Annotated in this window: 19 protein-coding genes; 4 read left to right on the top strand and 15 right to left on the bottom strand. The window is 41.4% G+C overall.

Annotated features, from left to right (window positions below):
* Positions 1 to 8: 8 nt before the first annotated feature.
* The gene (locus tag VK91_RS01975) at positions 9 to 1,805 is read right to left on the bottom strand and encodes a VWA-like domain-containing protein (protein WP_048390254.1); all 1,797 of its coding nucleotides are present in this window, start codon (positions 1,803 to 1,805) and stop codon (positions 9 to 11) included.
* A 3-nt stretch (positions 1,806 to 1,808) separates the two neighbouring features.
* Positions 1,809 to 2,867, bottom strand: coding sequence for an AAA family ATPase (locus tag VK91_RS01970; RefSeq protein ID WP_048390252.1), 1,059 nt, complete (start codon positions 2,865 to 2,867; stop codon positions 1,809 to 1,811).
* Between the two features lie 146 nt (positions 2,868 to 3,013).
* On the opposite strand from VK91_RS01970, the gene VK91_RS01965 reads away from it, so the two are divergent.
* The 3 genes from VK91_RS01965 (at position 3,014) to VK91_RS01955 (ending at position 5,814) form a co-directional block, all read left to right on the top strand.
* A complete protein-coding gene (locus VK91_RS01965) occupies positions 3,014 to 4,402 on the top strand; it encodes a hypothetical protein (protein WP_048390250.1) in 1,389 nt (462 codons plus the stop codon).
* Between the two features lie 130 nt (positions 4,403 to 4,532).
* Positions 4,533 to 5,291, top strand: a complete 759-nt coding sequence (locus VK91_RS01960) for a glucosaminidase domain-containing protein (RefSeq protein ID WP_048390248.1) — start codon at positions 4,533 to 4,535, stop codon at positions 5,289 to 5,291.
* Between the two features lie 106 nt (positions 5,292 to 5,397).
* Complete coding sequence (locus VK91_RS01955; RefSeq protein WP_048390246.1) at positions 5,398 to 5,814, top strand: hypothetical protein; 417 nt, start codon at positions 5,398 to 5,400, stop codon at positions 5,812 to 5,814.
* Here the strand turns inward: VK91_RS01955 and VK91_RS01950 are convergent.
* From VK91_RS01950 to VK91_RS01895, 12 genes are all read right to left on the bottom strand, one after another.
* Positions 5,811 to 6,641: an SH3 domain-containing C40 family peptidase gene (locus VK91_RS01950; RefSeq protein WP_048390244.1), complete on the bottom strand. Its 831-nt coding sequence runs from the start codon at positions 6,639 to 6,641 to the stop codon at positions 5,811 to 5,813. The genes VK91_RS01955 and VK91_RS01950 overlap by 4 nt on opposite strands.
* Entirely contained in the window at positions 6,610 to 7,422 is an 813-nt protein-coding gene (locus tag VK91_RS01945; protein WP_048390242.1) for a serine hydrolase, read from the bottom strand. The genes VK91_RS01950 and VK91_RS01945 overlap by 32 nt, the downstream gene beginning before the upstream one ends.
* Before the next feature lie 7 nt (positions 7,423 to 7,429).
* Positions 7,430 to 8,362, bottom strand: coding sequence for an LD-carboxypeptidase (locus VK91_RS01940; RefSeq protein ID WP_048390240.1), 933 nt, complete (start codon positions 8,360 to 8,362; stop codon positions 7,430 to 7,432).
* Entirely contained in the window at positions 8,359 to 9,306 is a 948-nt protein-coding gene (locus VK91_RS01935; protein WP_048390238.1) for an ATP-binding cassette domain-containing protein, read from the bottom strand. The genes VK91_RS01940 and VK91_RS01935 overlap by 4 nt, the downstream gene beginning before the upstream one ends.
* Positions 9,299 to 10,372 carry an ABC transporter ATP-binding protein gene (locus VK91_RS01930; protein WP_048390236.1) on the bottom strand — a complete coding sequence of 358 codons (1,074 nt, stop codon included), beginning with the start codon at positions 10,370 to 10,372 and terminating at the stop codon, positions 9,299 to 9,301. Before VK91_RS01930 ends, VK91_RS01935 begins: the two co-directional genes overlap by 8 nt.
* Positions 10,365 to 11,339, bottom strand: a complete 975-nt coding sequence (locus VK91_RS01925) for an ABC transporter permease (RefSeq protein ID WP_048390234.1) — start codon at positions 11,337 to 11,339, stop codon at positions 10,365 to 10,367. The genes VK91_RS01930 and VK91_RS01925 overlap by 8 nt, the downstream gene beginning before the upstream one ends.
* The gene (locus VK91_RS01920) at positions 11,339 to 12,283 is read right to left on the bottom strand and encodes an ABC transporter permease (RefSeq protein ID WP_048390232.1); all 945 of its coding nucleotides are present in this window, start codon (positions 12,281 to 12,283) and stop codon (positions 11,339 to 11,341) included. The genes VK91_RS01925 and VK91_RS01920 overlap by 1 nt, the downstream gene beginning before the upstream one ends.
* A gap of 84 nt (positions 12,284 to 12,367) precedes the next feature.
* Complete coding sequence (locus tag VK91_RS01915) at positions 12,368 to 14,197, bottom strand: peptide ABC transporter substrate-binding protein (protein WP_231595544.1); 1,830 nt, start codon at positions 14,195 to 14,197, stop codon at positions 12,368 to 12,370.
* Positions 14,198 to 14,492: 295 nt separating this feature from the next.
* Complete coding sequence (locus VK91_RS01910; protein ID WP_048390228.1) at positions 14,493 to 15,287, bottom strand: M55 family metallopeptidase; 795 nt, start codon at positions 15,285 to 15,287, stop codon at positions 14,493 to 14,495.
* Complete coding sequence (locus VK91_RS01905) at positions 15,284 to 16,015, bottom strand: M15 family metallopeptidase (protein ID WP_048390226.1); 732 nt, start codon at positions 16,013 to 16,015, stop codon at positions 15,284 to 15,286. The genes VK91_RS01910 and VK91_RS01905 overlap by 4 nt, the downstream gene beginning before the upstream one ends.
* 287 nt (positions 16,016 to 16,302) lie before the next feature.
* Positions 16,303 to 17,361: a P1 family peptidase gene (locus VK91_RS01900; RefSeq protein WP_048390224.1), complete on the bottom strand. Its 1,059-nt coding sequence runs from the start codon at positions 17,359 to 17,361 to the stop codon at positions 16,303 to 16,305.
* A 1-nt stretch (position 17,362) separates the two neighbouring features.
* Positions 17,363 to 18,061 (bottom strand): aspartate/glutamate racemase family protein, encoded by a 699-nt coding sequence (locus VK91_RS01895; RefSeq protein ID WP_048390223.1) that lies wholly within the window; start codon positions 18,059 to 18,061, stop codon positions 17,363 to 17,365.
* Between the two features lie 224 nt (positions 18,062 to 18,285).
* Here VK91_RS01895 and VK91_RS01890 point away from each other — a divergent pair, with 224 nt between their 5' ends.
* Entirely contained in the window at positions 18,286 to 19,683 is a 1,398-nt protein-coding gene (locus tag VK91_RS01890) for a sodium:alanine symporter family protein (protein WP_048390221.1), read from the top strand.
* A gap of 140 nt (positions 19,684 to 19,823) precedes the next feature.
* Here the strand turns inward: VK91_RS01890 and VK91_RS01885 are convergent, their stop codons facing one another.
* Entirely contained in the window at positions 19,824 to 21,785 is a 1,962-nt protein-coding gene (locus tag VK91_RS01885; RefSeq protein WP_048390218.1) for a methyl-accepting chemotaxis protein, read from the bottom strand.
* Positions 21,786 to 21,890 lie beyond the last annotated feature (105 nt).

Here is a 21,890-nt window from a genome sequence, read left to right as displayed (position 1 = left end):
AGATGCAACTATTTCATTCTAAATACCTCGCCTTTGGGCACAAACGGTAGCTTGGCCCCCTGTGGTAGTACGAAGGCATGCTGTCTTTTAATGGCTAAACGATCACATTGTCCATCTGTAATAATCAGGATAGGACCATCCTTTGGAAAATCCTGTGCGGCTTCAAGTAGCTGTATACCAGGCTGTAACACTGTGCCTCCTCTACCTCTTACCTTCACTTTCGTTAATAGTTCTTCAGGTGCTAGATAGCCCGCGTCATAGGCAACAGCATCACAAAATATAACGCGAACAAAGGGGACATCTCTAGCGATGCTATAGCTCGCTATTGTGCCGAGTGCTTTTCCTAGTAAGAGACGGTCCATGGAGCCTGATGTATCAATAAGGACTGCGAAAGTACGTCCATCTTCCTCACCGCTTTGATGAATCCATCTTGGTCTAGCTATATCAGGTGTCGATGCTTGCCTTCTACTGGGGCGGGTATACGTTCTAACTTTCTCTATCGGTTGAAACATCCGATCAAACCATTTGGCTAATGCCACATCCCAGGCAATAGGAGGCTGTGCTAGGCTACGAATTTCCTCAATGAGCCCTTGTGGCAAATATCCTCTCTCTTGGGTCATATGATAGCTTAACCCTTGACTCAATGCCCTTCTATAAAAAGCATCTAAATCCACGCCAACCTTGCCTTCCCAAAAATCTGGTGGATTCGTTTCGATCATATCTCCGATGCCCTGCCCTCGAAAGGTTCTTAATTTGCGATACATCCTAATATCTGTAACTATACGATCATAAATAGATTCAGCTGAAAGTCCCTTTAATGCTGGATCATATAGCCCGCCAAATGCTGGCATCTCGCCGATTTGCATATCGATGAGCCAGCCATTGATAACATAATCACAAGCAACATTCCATAAGTAAGGATCACGTCCTTGTCTGCGGGTCGCATGGCTTAAACCTGCATGAAGCAATTCGTGTGCCATGAGAAACCGCATTTCCTCATCGGTCATTCCCACTGCTGTATTCAAATAAATCTCCTTTGTTTCGACTGCAATGGCTGCGACCGAAATATCCATTCTTGTGCAAATAAGTGGGTCTTCAATGATCGTAAAATCTGCTGCCAAAGCACCAAATAAGGGATAGGAGCTCATAAACCAAGCCTTTGCGCGCTGTGCTTGTGTTACCCTCGTTGTGCCTCCCAATGTATTTTCTACCCCTCCCGCTACTCGTATGGCACCTTGCACGGCTTTCGATAAACCTTGTGCAAATAAAGCAGCGAAATTACTATTCCCTCGATAAAGATAGCCTGTTTGATTTTGTGATATAACAAAGTCCACTTGACCTGGCATTGTACTATAGCCTTTCAAATCATCTGGCACACCTTCGCGTAAAAATCTTTCATATAATTTTTCCTCAGAGCTAATGGCCTCAAAAAGAGGATTACTCATTTCCTTTGGTGCTTGACCAAATTTTAGCTCTGCTAAAAATTTTGTTATATAGCAGTCACAGGCAATATTCCACAGCTCCTGCTGCTCTTTTGGTTGATGATGATGTAAGCCTAGGTGTAGCAAGCAATGCGCTATCACATAAGCCCATTCATTTGGCTGACCTTTTTTATCCTGATTCACATAAATAACACCTGCGCTTGTAACGTAAGCCCAATCCTTTTGGGGCATGCTTTCGTATTGCATGTAAACAGCATGACACAACGCCTCGAACAGGGGATGTGTACAGACAATGTCATGCCCACGTGCGATGGCTTTCTCATTTTTATGCTCCTGCTGTGATGCTTTCTTCTTTTTGGCCATAAGCTACCCTTCCTTTTTGGCTACTAAACGCGGTAAATCTCGGATAACCTCAAGCATAAACCAGGCAGGTAAGGCTTCACCCTTTTGCTCTGACACAACCATCTGTGCAATTTCTAAGCTGATGGATGATAGGTCCTTGATCAAGTCTTTGGCACGAAAGGCTAATTGCCGTTGATTGCCCTTCAATGTGGTATGCTCGTTCGGAAGCTCCTTCAGTAACTGAGCCCGGAAGGATTGTGCCATGAAATAAAGCAAATCTCTTTCATCAGGTTGATCGGGCCAACGTAATTCTCCTTGAATAATTTTAGCGAGATCATATTTACTTTGCACTTGCTTGATAAAGGCTTTAAATTGACTGGCAGTATGCGCGGATAGGCAGCTACTTGCTAATAGATCAATTGTTTGTTCTTGTAAGCTATTGCCATATGCATACAAACAATCACTTAACATATGCCATGAACGAGGCGTGGAGAAGGGTTCTTCTGTTTTCGGTGGTTCGTTCCATAAATGATCGGGACGCATTTGAATATACTCAATCACATATGGATGTATTTCATGTGCATAGGCCCATTCAAGCCAATCTTTATGCGATGCCCTAAGCTGAACATGAACCATCCGATTGATTAATGCGGAGGACATCGGCTTAACAATCGCGTTATCCTGAGCCCGATTGCCTGCACCAATAACAATCGTACCCTCTGGCAATGTAAACTCTCCAATTCTGCGTTCATGAATAAGACTATAAAACGCTTTTTGTACTTCCTGTGAGCAAGCATTTAATTCATCTAAAAAAAGGCAATAAGGTTCATCGCGTGCAATCATTTTGGGTGGACAAAAAACACTGTAGCCATCCTTAATCTGCGGAACACCAATAATATCCTCAGGTGCTAGCTGACTGCCCAATAACGATACACAATGTAGCCCTAATTCACTAGCAAAATTTTCAACAATCGCTGATTTCCCAATGCCAGGTGCTCCCCAAATAAAAACTGGTCTTATTGTCGCTACATTCAGCAGAAAATCATATAGCTGTTTTTGTGTCACATTAAAAATTGTATTCAATCAAAACGCCCTTTCAACTCATTGTTTTAAAGGTTAATAATACCATTTTCTATGAAATTAATCTTGTCTCTACCATTCTATGAAATTGACTGCCAATTACTAGCTGTGAGAAAATAATAAAAATTGTAGTAGAGAGGTCGTGACCTATGCATAATGGCTTTCAGTTTTTGGCGATTTCACAACTAGCAAAAAGGTTTCCAGCAGACTCTTGGTGGGCAAAGTTTTACAAGGATTTTAGTGAGGATGATCTAGTAGCGTACTATGAGGGGGATTTAACACTTCCCTCTCTTGATTTGGACTGGGATATGCCATTCCCACAACAGGACAAAACCATTCTCATTTTCATCAATGGTCATCTAACCGTAGACACCCTCTATAATTTAGAGACAGATGGGGCAATTGGGCTGATAGTGATGGGCAATGTACTTTCTAAAAATATAGCTGTTGGTGGTCAGGAAATCTATGTGCACGGGCATCTGACAGTCGAGAATATATTATGTGGCTCCTACAATCATGGCGAAACGATCGTTAATGGCAATCTTCAGGCAGCAATTTTGGTTCAAGATGATGAGTATCGCATCAACGTAAAGGGTCAGAAGTCGATTCCTTGTATCGTAAATATATGGCACGGAGATGGCGTTTTTCAGGAGCTCCCTATCCGTATTGAAGATGTATTAGTAGACGAGATATTTTTACCTGAGGATGAGGATGACATCGGCTTTTCCTTCACTTCACTCGTGGAAATTCTAAAACAAGGGCGTTCTGCACTCACTCAATTTACAAGCGTTCCTCAAAGGACAATAGCAGCTCCTATTTATTTCACGCACCATTCGATCAATGCGGAAAACATACTGAAACTGACTTCATGTATTCTGATGACACCTGACAAACCTTCTTTCGATTTGACGGAACAGGATGTTTATTTTATGATCCAACGCGCACATACCAATGCTGATGGAGATGTACGCAATGATAGTATTTATATATTGACCTCGCAGTGTCATTATTTTATTTGGCTTAATGAGGATCAATCCGTCTCTCTCTTGACAAAAACACTAGATGAAGAAGCTGAATGGTGGGATATTACAGCATCCCCCCAGGAGGATTTAGTGGATTTACAACAGCACTGGCTGATGTTGTTAACCTGCATCAATGTAGCAGAACTTTACTTGCATAGTATCGAGGTGCGAGATGTACAACAAATTCTCCAGCATCCTACGATTCTGGATTTAGACGATGAACATGATGGATTGTGGGATGGTTCCAAATGCTATAGCTTCCGTCAAACCTATTTGGATGATGAAGGCGATAGGATACATGCTCGCATTGAAATTATGACGCCTGATGAAGCGTATTATTTTTATACGCTCGAAAATCAATCCTATGTTGCTCGCCACTATCAGCCTCCTAACGTTTTTGGTCGACAAGAGCTATCTTATTTAAACACGATTCAATGGGAAGCGTCCGAGCGATATTTTGAGAGATTCAAACAATTTATGTCTCAGAATTTTAAGATAGATTTAGGAACTAATTAAGGCAAGAAACGTTCTATTAATGATGAAGTCTATTCAACTATACATCTCTTTCACTCTCTGTAATAATGAGAGATAACTAAACTTTTAATAGAAGGGAGGGAGATGTGGTCACGACCAACATCCAGCTACAATGAAATACGTGCTAAACTTTTTTAAAGGACTTATGATTGCCGTTGTTGTTATTTGTATTTCGTTTTATATGGTGACACAGTTATTTAATACGACTGAAAGAGAAGAGTCTGTGGTTATTGATGATCGTCCAAGTGTGGAAGAGTTTATCGGTGAGATTGCAGAGACCGCACGAGATCTTGGTGCTGACAATGACTTATATGCATCCGTGATGATTGCTCAGGCGATTCTAGAAAGTGAGCATGGGCAAAGTGGACTTGGCTCTGCCCCTAATTATAATCTTTTTGGAATGAAAGGCAGCTACCAAAATAATTCCGTCACACTCGAAACCACAGAGGATGATGGGTCAGGCAACCTTTCTACCATCATGGCTGACTTTCGCAAATACCCTTCCTATGAAGCATCCATGCAGGATTATGTAAAATTAATGCGTAATGGCGTGTCATGGAATAAAGATTTTTACGCAGGCGTTTTCAAAAGCAACACAACTACCTATACAGATGCGACCAAGTTTTTAACAGGCTCCTATGCAACTGATTCGGCTTACAATGAAAAATTAAATACATTGATCGCAAAATATGACCTTCAACAATATGATAGTCCTGTAAAAGATAAGAAAACCATCACGGTGGCTGATGGAGATTCACTTATGAAGATTGCCGAAGCCTATAATGTGAAAGTGACATCACTTAAGCAGTGGAATCAACTTCGAACAGAACGACTTGAAGCAGGCCAGCAACTCAATATTTATCATTATTAACATAAAACGTCCATGACTCATCAAGGAGTATGGACGTTTTTTCTCATGAAACTAATTCGTTTGTCAAAACGTCTTAATGTAAAAATACGGAAAGGATAGGAACACAGTGAAGCGTACACAATTGCTCAGTCTTCTCGCCGTTAACCTTGTGCTATTGCCATTGATTCAGCTTAGCTACCACCTATATTTCATAACAAAAATAGCAGAGGGTTCCTTTTATCTTATTATTTTGCCCACTCTTATTATTTTATCGAACCTCTTACTATGTTGTAGTTGGCAAAGAGTAGCAGCCTCTATCCATTGGACTTTTATCTATGTGGGACAAGGCACTTCTATAGCCTGTTATTTTGTGTGGCATTATGGGCAACTAGAGCCCTATCCAGATATGCCCCCAGGTGAAGCAGTGTTTGATTTATGCATGAGTACATTTTTAATTGGGCTCTGGCAGTTTATCGTGTTAGCACTGATCCATCTCAGTACATTTATCATCCTCAAGATGGGACTGACCTTAAAAAAAGCTTAACTAGTCTTCTGTGAGTTATATAAAGTACCTACTGCTAGTATGGTCGTGGCTAAATCCTGTCGATAGAGAGGATGTTTGGCATCTAGACTATTAATGGTTACTTCATTACCACCTAACGATGAATGGACATACAAATCATCACCCATGTATAGAGCAATATGACCTGGAAAATAGATTAAATCACCCTTCTGCATTTGGTCTTGGTCTATGTTAACGATAGGGAAGCCCTCTACTATTCGGGCATCACGATAAATATAGACACCGTTTAACATATAGGCCATTGAACATAAACCAGAGCAATCAATACCCAGTGGCGATTTGCCGCCCCAGCGATAAGGGGCCGTTAAATAGCTGAGCGCTGTGTCCACCACATTTTCTCGGAACTGCTGCTCTGATAATGACTGTACTGTTATTTTAGGCTGTAGCCATTTTGTTCGAACGTACCCTATTTGCCCTGCCACTAGCTGTACGGCTGACCATTCTTCAGGTACTGCATCGTCTGACATGACACGAATGGAAGAGCCTCTAACAAGCGTTAGCAGCTTTGTACTTTGAATACGTGGCTGCTGCAAAACATCTGCAAAGCTTTGACACACTACATACTGTGCATCTTGTTGCCATGTAGATGCAAGTGCTTCCTCTTGCAGTAAGTCTGCCTTCTGACAATAACCCTCGTAACGATAGGCCGTTTGAATAGAAACCCAATCTTCATTGACATCCCTGATGATCTCTACGGTCATCCCATAAAGCACTTCATCGACTAGTTCAGAAGCTTTATCTGGCATGGCATGCAAGCTAGCAATCATGGCTGTAACGATAGCCTTCATCCTTCTCCCCCTTCCGCTTCACCAGCTGGTCATAGACAACTTTTGATAGACGACCAATGAGTTGGCGTGCCTGATCATTGTCCGTTACATTTGTTATAAAAACACCCATACTATAATCGACTGCATTCGTGTAAAATATCCCCACATCATGATCGACTGTATCCAGGCCGCCTGTTTTATGTGCCAGCCTTACATCCTCTACTAGATAGCGCTTTAGGGAGTCATGTATACGCTGACGGCTTAAAATATCAATGACTAGTTTATTGTAGGGAGGCGATAAAAGCTCTTGCTGATAGATTTGCGTATAAAGATGTGCCATATCCCTTGCTGATGTGCGATTATCTATGCCCTTTGCTAGCCGCTCCACATCCATCATTTTTCGCTGTAGCAGTGTGTCCTGTAAACCGATATGCTGAAAATAGACATTCAAATATTCCATGCCAACTACATCGATTAAGACGTTCGTAGCTGTATTATCGCTAGTAATAATCATCCACAATAGCAGATCATAGAAAGTGCTTTGTGTAAGTCTTTGTTCACTAATCACACTAAAATCCACCCAGTCAGTTGGTGAAATCGTGAGCGTAGAATTAAGTGATAATTTGTTTTTCTCTATATATGAGAGCAAGGCTAACAGAATCGGCACTTTGATTAAACTTGCACTTGAAAATGAAGTCTCTAGCTGATGACTGATGAGCAACTGATTCGTTGTTAGATTTTTAATAAACAAATGTACGTTGTAGGGCGATTCTTGAATAAGTGTAGTAATTCTCTGCTCCATAGACCACCTATCCAACTACATGGATACGCTGATTGTCCGCATCCATCTTGACGCTTCTTCCTAAAGGAAGCGACATCGTTGGTAAACAATGACCACATGCCAAATCTGCAATCATAGGCTTCCCTAAAGGCACTAGAATTTCTTGAAAAATAGTTTGTAATGATAAGCTATGAGCTGGCTTTTCGGGATTTTCAGGTTCGCAATTTGTCCAAGCGCCCAATAAAATGCCTGCCACGTCATCTAGCTTTCCTGCCAGTTTTAATTGTGTCAGCATACGATCCACCCGTTGCTCCGTTTCATCGATATCTTCTAAAAACAGAATTTTACCTCGTGTATCAATTTCATAGGGTGTGCCAAGTGAAGCTGTCACTAATGTTAAATTGCCACCGATGAGTTGACCTGAAGCGCTCCCAGGAACCAGTGTAGACATGGGCTGGTGAGAAGGATTATTTAAGTAGTACGCCTTTCTTTCATTCTCCATAATCAGCTGAATGAACGACTGCCAAGTATAGTCATCCATCTCCTGTCTAATAAATTCTGTGGATGGCATCGGCGTATGATAGGTTACAAAGCCACATAGCTGATTAAAAGCTATATGTAGAGCGGTCACATCACTATAGCCAGCAAATACTTTTGGATTGGCACTTATCAAGTCAAAGTCTAATTGAGCTAAAATTTTCGTCGCACCATAGCCCCCACGTATACAAAAAACACCATCAATCATCGGATCATCAAACATACGATGAACATCTGCTACCCGTAAATCATCTGTGCCTGCTAAATAGCCATGTCTTGCGTGACAGGTCTCCCCAACGACCACATTGAGCCCTAGCTTTTCGATACTAGCAATAGCAGGTTGCAGCTTTTCGGGTGGCGTTGCTCCAGAAGCACTAATAAGACCAATTGTGTCACCCTTTTTCAATGCCTTTGGACAAATCATATCTTTTCCTCCCTTTTCAGTGAAGTACGATAATGGGTCAGTTCCTCTTCATTGGCTAAAATAAAATGACCTTCCTCTATTTCAACAAATGAGGGGGGATTTTCCTCATAGCGATGCTGTGACGGATCATACACTTCTACAACTTTCTCCCGCTCTTTATAGGGATTCGGCTCTGGTACTGCTGATAACAAAGCCCTTGTATATGGATGCAGCGGATGAGCGAAAAGCTTTTCTGTTTCCGCTAGCTCCACAATCTTCCCCTTATAAATGACCGCCGTACGATCCGTAATAAAACGGACAATCGATAAATCATGGGCAATAAATAAATACGTTAAATGATTTCGCTGTTGAAGGCTTGCTAATAAATTTAATACTTGCGCTCGAATGGATACGTCTAAGGCGGATATTGGCTCATCTGCAATGATAAACTCTGGCTCCATCACTAACGCACGAGCAATGCCAATACGTTGTCGTTGACCTCCTGAAAACTCATGCGGAAAGCGGCTTGAGAACTCTGGAAGTAGCCCAACGTCCAATAACGCATCGCGCACCTTTTGTTGCCGATCTGCCTCATCTTTATATTTTTTCGAAGGGTATAAGCCCTCTGAGACAATATAATCTACTTTTGCTCGTTCATTCAGAGATGCCATAGGGTCCTGGAATATCATTTGGATTTTTTGCGTAATTTCTCTATCCCAATCTTTCGGGATTTTCCCCTGGATACTTTTGCCATGGTACAAAATTTGTCCCTCTGTGACCTCATTGATGCGCATAATCGCTCGACCAATCGTTGTCTTCCCTGAGCCTGACTCACCTACAATGCCAAATGTTTCGCCTTTAAAAATTTGAAAGCTGACATCATCAATGGCTGTAAACTTATTTTTTCCTTTGCCAAAAACAACAGATAAATTTTTTACTTCTACAAGCACCTCTTTATCAGTCATTCGCATACTGCCTCCCCTCTGCAAAAAATGCTTTTAAGGCTGCTGGAGGCTCTACCTTTGGTGCAAGTGGGTCTAATAACCATGTACGAGCATAGTGGGTATCACTGACCTGAAAAAAAGGTGGCCGCTCGATAAAGTCAATTTTCAATGCATATGGATTGCGTGGGGCAAAGGCATCTCCCTTTATTTCCTGAAAAAGATTCGGAGGTGTGCCCTTGATGGAATACAATTGTTCCCCTTTTGAGCCAAGCTGTGGTAAAGAGGAAATAAGCGCCCACGTATAAGGATGCTTACTATGAAAGAAAATTTCATGTGTTTCCCCAACCTCGATGACATCGCCCGCGTACATCACGGCAATACGGTCAGCCACTTTTGCGACTACGCCTAAATCGTGCGTAATATAGACGATTGTTAAGCCGTATTTTTGCTGAAGACTTTTTAAGAGCTGTAAAATTTGTGCCTGAATGGTTACATCCAAAGCTGTTGTGGGCTCATCACATATTAAAATATTCGGCTTACACGCAATGGCAATCGCAATAACGATACGTTGGCGCATCCCTCCTGAAAATTCATGAGGGTATTGCTTATAGCGCTTTTGCACATCGGTAATGCCGACATCTGTTAACAGTTTTAGTGTTTCTGCATAGGCTTCCTTACCTCTTAAGCCTTGATGCATAACCACACATTCTTCAATTTGCTTTCCAATGGTTTTGAGCGGGTTTAACGATGTCATCGGATCCTGTGTCACCATCGCTATTTCCTTACCACGAATCCCTAGCCATTCTTGCTCTGTTGTGAACTTTCCTAAATCCTGTGCATTGTAAATAATTTGCCCCTGCTTAATACGACCATTTTTATCGAGCAAGCCCATAATGGATTTCATCAGCACGGATTTACCCGAACCTGATTCACCCACAATGGCTAAGCTCTCCCCCTTGTAAAGGTCGAGTGAAATACCGCGAATCGCTGTTAAAATTCGACCACGTAGCGTAAACTGAATCACTAAATTTTGGATGCCTAATATGCTTGATTTTTTCAATGTCACTCGCTTCCTCTCCTTATACATGGTTTTTCGGATCTGCTGCATCTGCAAAGGAATTACCAATAATATAAAATGCGATCGTAATAACGCTTAGCACAATACTTGGGAAAATAAGTTGATACCTTAGATCTGGTGACATCATAAGGACACGTCCTTCATTAATTAAATTTCCTAAGGATGGCTCACTGATCGGAAGCCCTAAACCAATATACGTCAAAAAGACTTCGGCCCCAATTGCAAAGGGTATCGCTAAGCTCATGCGTAGCATAATGACAGAAATTAAATAAGGTAATAGATTTTTTAGGATAATACGATAATCAGGTGTGCCTAAGCACTTTGAGGCTAGATTGTATTCGCGGTCACGCAAAATAACAATTTGATTGCGGATAAACCTCGCCATTTCCACCCACCCCGTAATACACATGGCAATAATAATGGTTGAAATACTTGGCCGTAAGATATAGGACATTAAAATGAGCACAATGGTTGTGGGGATATTATCGACAACATTATAAAGCTGTGTAATAGGCGCTTCTAATTTCCGTGAAAAGCCCCATAGCGTGCCAATTGTAATGCCCACCACTGCCTCCACTAAGGCGACAACACAGCCAATAAAGAGTGAGGTTCTCGTCCCCGCCCAAATACGAGACCATAAATCCTGACCGATTGAATTCGTGCCAAACCAAAATTCTGCACTAGGTGCAATATTACGTGCCTGCATCCCTGTTTGTTCATCCAAGTAAATTTCAGTTGGTGATTTTTGCGCGGGTAAATAGGGTTGTAGAATCGTAAAGCCAACAATAATGATCACCCCAACTAATAAAAAAACGGCCAGGCGATTTTTCAAAAAGGATTGCCATGTAGACCGCCAATAAGAATAATTTGAATAGCCCGTTTCCTCCGCCTGTCTTGCGTCCACTTCGGCAAATTCAAATAAGGTTTCACGTGATTTATTTGAAATATTATTGATTTCATCTGTATACATCCCCATTAACGCACACCCCCTCCCTTGCCTAATTTAATACGAGGGTCGACAAGTGCCATGGCAATATCCCCTAAAATAAGGCCAATAATACCAAGGGAAGAGAACACTAACACTAGGCCTTGCACAATCGTATTATCCTGTCGCTGAATAGCATCCACAAGTAAGCCCCCCATCCCTGGAATGGAATACAACGACTCTATATAAATCGAGCCTGTAATCGTAAACAGAATCGTTGCAGGTAAATATTGTGCCATGGGAATAAAGGCATTACGTAATACATGCTTGAACATCAGTGTCCGCTCCTTTACGCCCTTTGCCCTAGCCAGCTTAATATAGTCCTTGTTCAGTTCATCCACCATATAGCGTCGCATCCACATCGCGTAGGAGGCAGTTGGAGCCAATGCCATTGACGTAAGTGGAAGAATCCAAGTAATCGGCCTGTATTCATCAAACAGCATCGGTAATTGAAAGAGTTCTGTAATATACATTTGAATAACTAAGTAATAAACCGCTGCAGGGACTGCAACAACAAATACGATATAGCCTGTCCCAAGTCGATCCAGCCAACGTCCCTTACGATAGGCCATCATTATTCCTAACGGCACACCAATCAGGAGTGATAAAGCGACTGCTCCTAAACCAAAGAGCAGAGAATACGTGATTTTATCTGCAATAATCGTCACTACTGGGACATCGGTACGATAAGTCACTGATTTACCCAAATCCCCCTGCAGTAAATTCTTGTAAAAATTCCCCAGTTGGACAAGGATTGGGTCTCGCAAGCCGAGACTTGTTAAGTAAACTTCCTGCTGAGCAGGTGACATTTTATCAGCTGCTGCTCCTAAATAGCCTTCCTCTGGCATTAGCCGTAATAATGAAAAGACAATGGTGATGATAATAAAAAGGGTTAAAACGGATTGTAAGAGTCGTTTTCCTATATACTGCAACATCGCGCCATCCTCCTTTGTCAAAAAGACGAAAGGAGATGCCGACTATTCTTTTCGGTATCTCCTTTTTTCATCTACGAAATTCTACTACTTTTCAGCATTGGCTAGTGCTTCCGCACGTTCTTGCTCCCACTCGGCTAGCGCTTTTTTAAATTCTTCATTACTCATTGGCTTTTCTAGCACTTGCTGGCCTTTAAATTTCTCTGCCGTTACACCAAATGGCGAATATTGCGCCTCGAATGGATTTAATTTAGATGCCATATAGCCACTACCACCAACTGAATATGGAATAACAAAGGCTTCCTCAATTAAAAACGCTTCTGCCTTCGCAAATAGCTCATAGCGTTTGGCTGTGTCAATTGTTTCTTTCGCTTGATCCACAAGATTTTGATAAGTTGTTTTACCATTCGCCTCTTTATAGCCCTCTGCTAATTCTGGTTTATTGTAAGTACCATCTACTGTGAAAGGATCTGTATACGTAGATGGATCTGCAAAATCAGGACCCCAGTTCGCCTCTAAGAGCGCAAATTTACCTGGACGACGTACCTCTGATAAGAAGCCTGTCGATGGACCAGCCTCTACAATAATGTCGACATAATCTGTCCCTAGTAGTTTTTCCATTTGCTGCTCGACTACTTGAGAGCGATTAGCCCAATCTGGCATACCAGCGTTATAAGGCATTAAAACCTTTACAGGGAATGTGGCCTTACCTGCTAACGCTGTTTTTGCCTTTTCTTTATATTCTAAGGCCAGCTCTTTATTGAAGGAATCCTCATTGGAAATGGATGTAAGGGGTGCTAGTTGTGTATAATCCACTCCTTCCACATCAACAAAGTTTTTCGGTGTAATGGTATTGCTCAGCAAATCTGCTGGATTATATGGCTCAACCGTTAGCATCGCGGAGACACGGTCAAGCGCATGGAATAAGGATTTGCGGAAATCTTTATTATTGACGGCGATTTTCCAGTTATCAGGTTCGTATTGTGCGTCAAATTGTGGGTTGAAGTTGAGTGCATAAAAGTAGGTATAGAAGTTATTTTGTGTTTGACGAACCTGAGATTTTTTCTTTTCATCTTTAAACCATTCATCAATGATGGAGGTCGGGATACTAGCCGAATCGATTTCGCCACGTAAAAAGAGCTCAGGCGCCACAGTTGCCGCTTCTTTATTGTATTTATAGCGAATACGGTCAATCAGCACCTTGTCTTTATCCCAGTACGTTTCATTTTTCACAAGAACGCGTTCATTTTGTGGCTCAAATTTATCTAAAATATAGGCACCGTTATAGAGGAAGTTTTCACGTGTTGTGCCAAAATCCTCTCCCTTTTCCGCAATGAACTTGCCATTCACAGGGAAGAAACAAACATAATTCAACATAGAAAGAAAATAAGGTGTCGGCGCCTCTAAAGTATATTCTACTGTATGTTCATCTAGCGCCTTTATGCCTACTTCCTTGAAATCGTTCATCTCGCCATTATAGAAGGCTTCCCCATTTTTCACCACCGTCGCAATCCAAGCTGTCGACGATTCATTTTTAGCATCAAGCACATAGTGTAAGCCATCCACAAAGTCTTGTGCCACAACATCTGCATATTCCTTGCCCTCATGTGTCACCCATTTTGCGTCATCACGCAATTTGAATGTCCACACCGTAGCATCCTCATTCGCAGACCACTCTTTCGCTAATCCTGGCTGGACCACCCCATAGTTGTCATATTCAATGAGCCCATCCACCATATTCGCAGCTACCGCAAATTCATTTGTTTCTGACGTCTTTAAATAATTTAACGTTTTAATTTCCCCTGAATACACCACTCGATATTCCGATGCTTTTTCACTCGCTGACTTGTCATTACAGGCTACACAAAATAATACGACCAGACATACGAACAGCAACCAATATTTTCTCACAAGCATCCCCCTAGTCATCTTTTTATAATGAAAATCCTATTGGTAGGATGGATTGCATCTTCAATAGGATCATTCAAACATAAGCTAGGTCTGTCTAAATCGACCATCTATCGATGAAATGAACAACGGTACATACTCATTGTCACAGTTATGAGATTAAATTTTTGGTTCTATCAACTATCAAACCACTCAGACAGCGTGTCCCACTGCTTTTTGAGCGGGTCCACCACTTTTTTGATCACTTCTCACCTTTCATGAATTAGCATCCTCACTTGATGTAAAATCCCCCTAAACCTTTCCATCATGTTAAAAATTGCAGGATACGCAGCACCTCATAAAAATCATGGGTCATGAACTCCACGGTATTATGCGGTTTGAATTTGGCATTTGGATAAAATGAATTACGATAGGCTCGTGTATGATCACGATAAATAAGCTCTACCCTAAAATGTTCTGGCAACGTTACCTGTAATGCGGTACGAGGAACCTTCATAGAAGACTCTACCAGTCGCTTGGTTTCCATGATAGTTAGTTGTGGACTGACACTAATCGTCGCATTGCCGATTCCTTCCTTAGTAGCAAATGTGACAATGTGTTCGTTTACGGCCTGAATCTCTTCTGTTAACCCCACATCCCCACTCACAAAGGACACAGGAACACCGTGTAAGGCTGCTGCATACGTATTGATCAGAAATTCACTCGCATATTCGCCATTGATTTTGACATCCGCGTATGTGCAAAGTGTATGGGCTAGTGGGTTACGCTCACTGCCACCCTTGCTGTGATAGCCGATAAAAATAGCACGATCGAAGCTTTTATCGAGACCCGCTACCATACACATAGGGTCGTATGTCCAGCCACGGATAACTTTACAGTTGATTGGTAAATTGGAAATGTCTAGATTGCGGGCTGAATCATGTGCGTCCTTTACTAAAATTTCGGTTGCGCCCCCCGCTATCGCTCCTTCAATGGCAGCTTCTACTTCACGTGTCATTTGTCTTTGGAAAAACTGATAGTCAGGTGCGTTTAACTCGGTCTCACTCCACGAAGTTGTACCTGTAATCCCTTCAATATCTGCACTAATATAAACTTTCATAGAAATCGAAACTCCTTTACATGGTGATTTTGAATTGTTGCGTGTACTGCTCCGTAATGCGCTGCCTGCGCTTGAACACGTCTAGCCCATGCCACATTGCCATAATCATAATGCCACCATTCCTCCGCATAGTTCGTAAATCCAGCAAGTGTCATACAGTTATACAGCAAACGTCGGTACTGACAGGCAAGCGGATTTTCATGCGTATGTTGTTCAAAATAACGGGTCGCGGATTTTTCATTCATTTCATCAAACGCTGTCCCAAGATCGAGGGCTTTACCATGAACATCAGCCAGTGTTACATCGATGGCACCCCCTGTTAAATGGGGGGCTAAATGGGCTGCATCTTTACTTGGAAATGCTACATATTTTTTGGTCGCCTGCACAATCTCTTGTGATGTTAACTGCGGCATCCTTTTTGCTAATTGCTGAGAAAAATGGCTAAACAAATGCTGCTGTACTTGAAATGGACGATAGCCATCATAAAGTAATAAGCAATACTCTTGAGGTAATAATGTTAACACCTGTTGCAAACGCTCATAGACTCCTTCTCTTACATGAATAACTCGTAAACTATTAGAAATCTGTTGCTGATAGTAGATGGGTTCCATAAATATCCTAGGATGAGCACCTGTAAGCTGGATAAGCGGCTCATTGTTTTCACAGACAACTGGTGATGGCGAGGGGCTTCCATTTAGAGAGGGTGCTATCGGTTGAAAAAGGTTCATAATAACAGAACCCTCCTTTAAATAGTTAGATAATTCAGTTTTTTAAGTTGAATGTTATCATATCTCTCTACCATTGACTAGATAAAAAAAGAATAATTACAAAATAATGGATATATTCTTACAATGATACATATTCCAGCAATTGACGGGTCGAAAAACCACTTATATCCTCTAATTAAGGATTTTATTCATCTTATAGCTCGCTCATGCTAAAAAATTAACGAAAACTGTTTGGTGGCCTAAAAAAAGCCATTGAAACACAATTGCTGTTTCAATAGCCTTTTCTTTTATGCCTGTTGAAAGGAGTAAGCTTGTACAGTATGTCCATTGCGGCCAGTTGTTGTCTTAGCTTGGGATAATGAATTTAGTATCGCTTCCTCTGTCGCTTCCGCTGCGGCTGTAAACAGTTGATTCATGATGGGATGATCCTCACGAAGCTGAGTTCTAGTCTCAATAAGCTGATCAGCGGTATGAGGAATACAATGTGCCGTCGTGAAGCCAATCACAATATCGCCACTACCATGTGAAAAATGACTGCCTGTCCGTCCCAAACCGATACCACAGCGTTTAATGACACGTGTTAATTGTCGATTACTTAGCGGGGCATCTGTCGCAAGGACAATGATAATGGAGCCATCTGTTGGTGATAGAGTAGATTGGTTTTGCATAGTTGAGACTTTGTAATGCTCGGCTAAAAACTCCCTGTCTTGTCCAAAGTTACTAAGAACTAGGCAGCCTACTGTATAGTTCACTTCATTTGATTCTACTTTGACGATGCGAGAGGAAGAACCAATTCCTCCTTTGTAGCCGAAACACATCATCCCTTTTCCTGCACCAACAGCGCCTTCCTGTGCCGTCTTTGTAGAGGCTTGACGAATGGCTTCTATGGCATGCGCAGGTGTCACTGGACAAGCTCGAATCGAATTAAGATAACTATCATTACACTCGCCCACAACGAGATTAATGGTTCCTGTTGTCAGTCCAATGTCTTCATTCCTATCAAGCATATAGCTTAATGTACCTTGTGTCACAGCGGGTACGCCAAAAGTATTGGTTAACATAATGGGCGATTCCAGTACACCTAGTTCATTCACTTGCACAAGTCCCGTTGTTTTCCCAAAGCCATTTAGTACATAGCTTGCCGCTGTTACCTTTTGCTGAAATACATTGCCTCCATGCGGTAAAATAGCTGTAACGCCTGTACACGCATAGGCCCCATTCTGATCTAATGGCTCATCCAATGTCACATGCCCCACTTGAACTCCTTCTACATCGGTGATGCAGTTTTTCTGACCAACTGGTAACACACCAATTTCAATACCCAATTGTCTTACTTTTCCCTGCATATTATGCATCCTCCTGAATCGCCATTAACACAGCAGCCTGTGCATGGATAGCCGTTGTATCAAACACGGGAATGCTGACATCCTCCTGCTGAATCAGTAAGCCTATTTCCGTACAGCCCAAAATTACCCCTTGCGCCCCCGCATGTACAAGCTCCTCGATCACTTGGCTATAGTACGTTTTAGATGCTGGTACAATGGTACCAAGACACAATTCATCGTAAATAATTCGGTTTACTTCCATTCGGTCGTTGCTGTCAGGCACAATCACCTCTATGGCAAAGCTTTCTACCCTTGCCTTATAAAACGCTTGCTCCATTGTGTACTTTGTGCCAAGAAGCGCTATTTTCTGTAACCCCGCTTCTTTGATTTGCTTAGCTGTGGCATCCGCAATATGTAAAATAGGGATGGTTATAGCAGACTCGATAACATCAATGACCTTATGCATTGTATTGGTACAAATGATGACTAGGTCTGCGCCTGCCCGCTCAAGTGCTTGTGCAGCTTGAGCTAGAACCTCACCTGCTTTGTCCCACTCCCCGCTAGCTTGAAAATGCTCAATTTGCTGGAAATCTACACTAAACAAAATACATTTCGCAGAGTGTAGGCCCCCTAGCCTATGTTTAACCTGTTCATTGATAAGTCTGTAATATTCAGCAGATGACTCCCAGCTCATCCCACCGATTAAGCCGATTGTTTTCATGTCTACATCACTCCTTTTTCTATTATTATACGCCTCCCTCACACAAAAATAAGGGAATTTTCCAAAAATAATATATAAGGATTGGAAAATAGTAGATAAAATGAGTTTTCTCAATTAATAAATTATAAATATCAAAATTTTAGTATAATTCATTATTTTAGAAAAGTTGATTTTTAATAAAAAAACAGTGTAGACTAAAGCGTATTGTGAAAGGAGGACAACTTATGGAATGGATCTCAACAATAGTTGACAGTGGAAATAATATTTTATGGACATATATCCTCATTATCTTACTTTTAGCAGCAGGACTATATTTTTCATTCGGTACGAAGTTTGTACAAATTCGTCTTTTTCCAGAAATGTTTCGTTTAATTGTAGAAAAAAGAGAGGGCGATTCGGGGGTTTCTCCGTTCCAAGCCTTTACCATTAGTGCTGCTTCACGTGTCGGCACAGGAAATATTACAGGGGTAGCCTTAGCCATTGGTGTAGGCGGTCCTGGTGCAGTATTTTGGATGTGGATAATCGCGATTTTAGGGATGGCCACTGCCTTCATTGAAAGTACCTTAGCACAGGTCTATAAAGTGAAGGATGGCGATACATTCCGTGGTGGGCCCGCCTACTATATGGAGAAAGCATTAGGTCAGCGAAAGCTTGGCATTATTTTTAGTATTCTATTAACATTAAGCTTTGGCTTTATTTTTAATGCTGTGCAATCCAACACAATTGCCACTTCAGTCGGCGAAGCCTTCGATGTAAATCCAAAGATAATCGGGGCTATACTTGTCATTTTAACTGGATTAATTATTTTTGGTGGTGTCCATCGAATTGTAAAGGTGACACAAGTTCTTGTTCCAGTTATGGCCATCTTCTATTTACTTGTAGCTCTTTTTGTAGTGGTGACTAATTTATCGGAAATCCCACATGTTTTTTCATTAATTTTCACTCATGCATTTGGCCTACAGGAAGCTGCTGGTGGCGCAATTGGGGCAGCAATCATGCAGGGCGTACGTCGCGGTTTATTTTCCAATGAAGCAGGGATGGGAAGTGTACCGAATGCTGCTGCGACTGCTAATACTTCGCATCCTGCTAAGCAAGGACTTGTACAAAGCTTAGGTGTCTTTTTTGATACGATTATGATTTGTACAGCCACTGCCTTTATCATTATTTTAGCGGGCTTATATGATAAAGGTGAGAGTGATGGTATTATTTTGACGCAAAATTCTTTAGCTGTTCATGTTGGTGATTGGGCTCCTTATTTTATTGCCATCTCCATCATTTTCTTCGCTTTTAGTTCGATTATTGGTAATTATTATTATGGTGAATCCAATATTGAATTTATGGATGCCCATAAAGCTTGGATGTTTTGCTATCGAATTTTAGTGTTAGTTATGGTCATGTTCGGCTCCATCGCACAGGTACAGCTTGTATGGAATCTCGCTGACCTCTTTATGGGGCTGATGGCACTTATCAATATCGCCATCATTATGATGCTCGGTAAAATTGCCTTCCTTGTGCTAGACGACTTTACTGAGCAACGTAGAGCAGGAAAAAATCCTGTCTTCTATGCAAAATCAATCCCAACCTTAAAAAATACAGACTGTTGGGAAGAAGAAGATCGATAAAATACTGAACGCCACTTCTAAAATTAGAGTGGCGTTTTTTCGATATTTAAATAAATGGTAATTTTATAAAAAACGGTTACTTTGCTCTACTAGTAATCAACACTTAACGCCACCCCAAAATTTTGGAGTGGCGTTGTGCTTTAATATTTAAACTGACTAATCAGTAGCTTTAATTCATCCGCCATATGTGCGAGTGCTTGCGCAGAGGCATTGATTTCCTCCATTGAGGCTAATTGCTCCTCTGTTGATGCCGCTACATCCTCAGACGCCGCTGCATTGCCTTTCGCGGAGAATGCCAAATCTTCTGTTACTGCCGCTACCTCTTGAACACCTGCAGACATCTGTTCAGAGGCTGAGGAGACCTCCTCCATTTTAGGGGTAATCTCATTCATACTTGTCATAATGACTTGGAATTTTGCAATGGCTTCATCGGAAATATGCAATCCACTTTGCACATCCTCTGTAACCTTCGCCATAATACTGACAGATTGCTCCGTTTCTTGCTGAATCCCTCGGATAAGCTCAAATATTTGTTTAGCTGATTCCTGTGATTGCTCTGCAAGCTTACGCACTTCGTCTGCTACGACTGCAAAGCCTTTCCCATGCTCTCCTGCTCTCGCTGCTTCGATAGCTGCATTTAAAGCTAGTAAATTTGTTTGATCTGCAATGCTTGTAATCACATCTAAAATGGATGTAATTTGCTGAGAGCGTTCATGCAATGTCTGGATTTTCGCATTGGAGTCTGCTACGGATAAATGAATGGATTGCATTTGATTCTTTGTATTTTGAACAGCTTGTCCGCCTTCATCCGCCTGTAATGTCGCATGCTGTGAAAGGTCCGTCACAGCGGAGGAGATTTCAGCAATATGCAGAATGGCAGTAGAAAGCTCGTGTAAAGAAGCTGCATTTTTATTGGCACTAATCGTTTGAGAATCAGCACTTGTTGCAACATCCTGAATGGAAATCGCCACTTTTTCTGTTGCAATGCTTGTCTGATTGGCATTGGCAGTTAGCTCTTCTGCTGAAGAAGCAACCTCCTCTGCATTTTGTTCAATTTTTTGTATTAGTGTCCGTAAGCTTTCTTGCATATCATTAAAGGCTTGTCCTAATTGGCCAATCTCATCTTTTGACGTAATCGTTACCATTTCCGTGAGATCCCCTTTGCTGATCGTAACCGCACTATCCTTTAAGGCTTTAATTGGTTTAATGACAGCCCTCATTACAAAATAAAAAATGATGGAACTGATGATAATTGCTGCTATGAGGACTAGAATCGTATGGTATAAAATCGAGGAAGCAGACTCATCAATTTCTTCAGCAAAAATCGTTCCTGTTATTTTCCAATTTGTCAGTTCATTTGTCGTATAGAATAATAGACGATCATCACCATTAAAGACATATTCATACGTACCTGATGGACTTTCGTACATTTTATCAAGGAAACTTTCTTTCAGCTCCCCTCCCGCTTCAAGTGTAGGATGTGAAATGACCATCTTGTCTTCTCCAAAAATTGAAGGATACCCATTTTTTCCGATTCGAATTGAATCAGCAATTTTTTGAAGATCGGTTAATTTAATATCGATTGCCACAACTCCAGCATGATCCTTCGTCTGCTTAGCAACTGTTACCACCATATCACCCGTCCCCGCATCCTTGTAAGGGTTGGTGATTAAGGTTTCACCTTTTAAAGCTGTGGCCTCTTTATACCAATCTCGATCTAATGGATTATAGTCTGCACCATTCAATTTTGGCTCCTGTGTAAATCGACCGTCATTCATGCCAATATAAACACTCAATACATCTGCATTAAGCTTTGTATATTGCTGAAATTTAGCCACAATCGAAGCTTGTGCTTCTTCATATTGACGCGCATCTATTTCACTACTAAATACATTGATGTCACTCATTTTCTCACTAATCGTTTTGTCAATGAGCTTATTTAAAATGCCTACACTTTCATTGGCACTAAATAAAATTTCCTCTTCAATCGAGTCTTTTGCAGATAAATAAGACAAACTCCCAACAGATATGACAGGGATCAGTAATACTAGCGCGAATAGCGTATAAAGCTTGCCCTTAAAACTGCTAAATAGTTTCTTCATATATCAATCTCCTTTTGATTTTTTCTAAACCTCTCCCTCTCTTTATCTGCTTAACATTTCTCCCAAAGCTTTTATCGGACGAAAAAAATTTTTTCTAACATTTTT

It is taken from the genome of Lysinibacillus sp. LK3 (assembly GCF_001043675.1).
GTDB lineage: Bacteria > Bacillota > Bacilli > Bacillales_A > Planococcaceae > Lysinibacillus > Lysinibacillus capsici.
The sequence above is the reverse complement of the archived record's forward strand: the minus strand, read 5'-3'. Positions and strand labels throughout refer to the sequence as shown.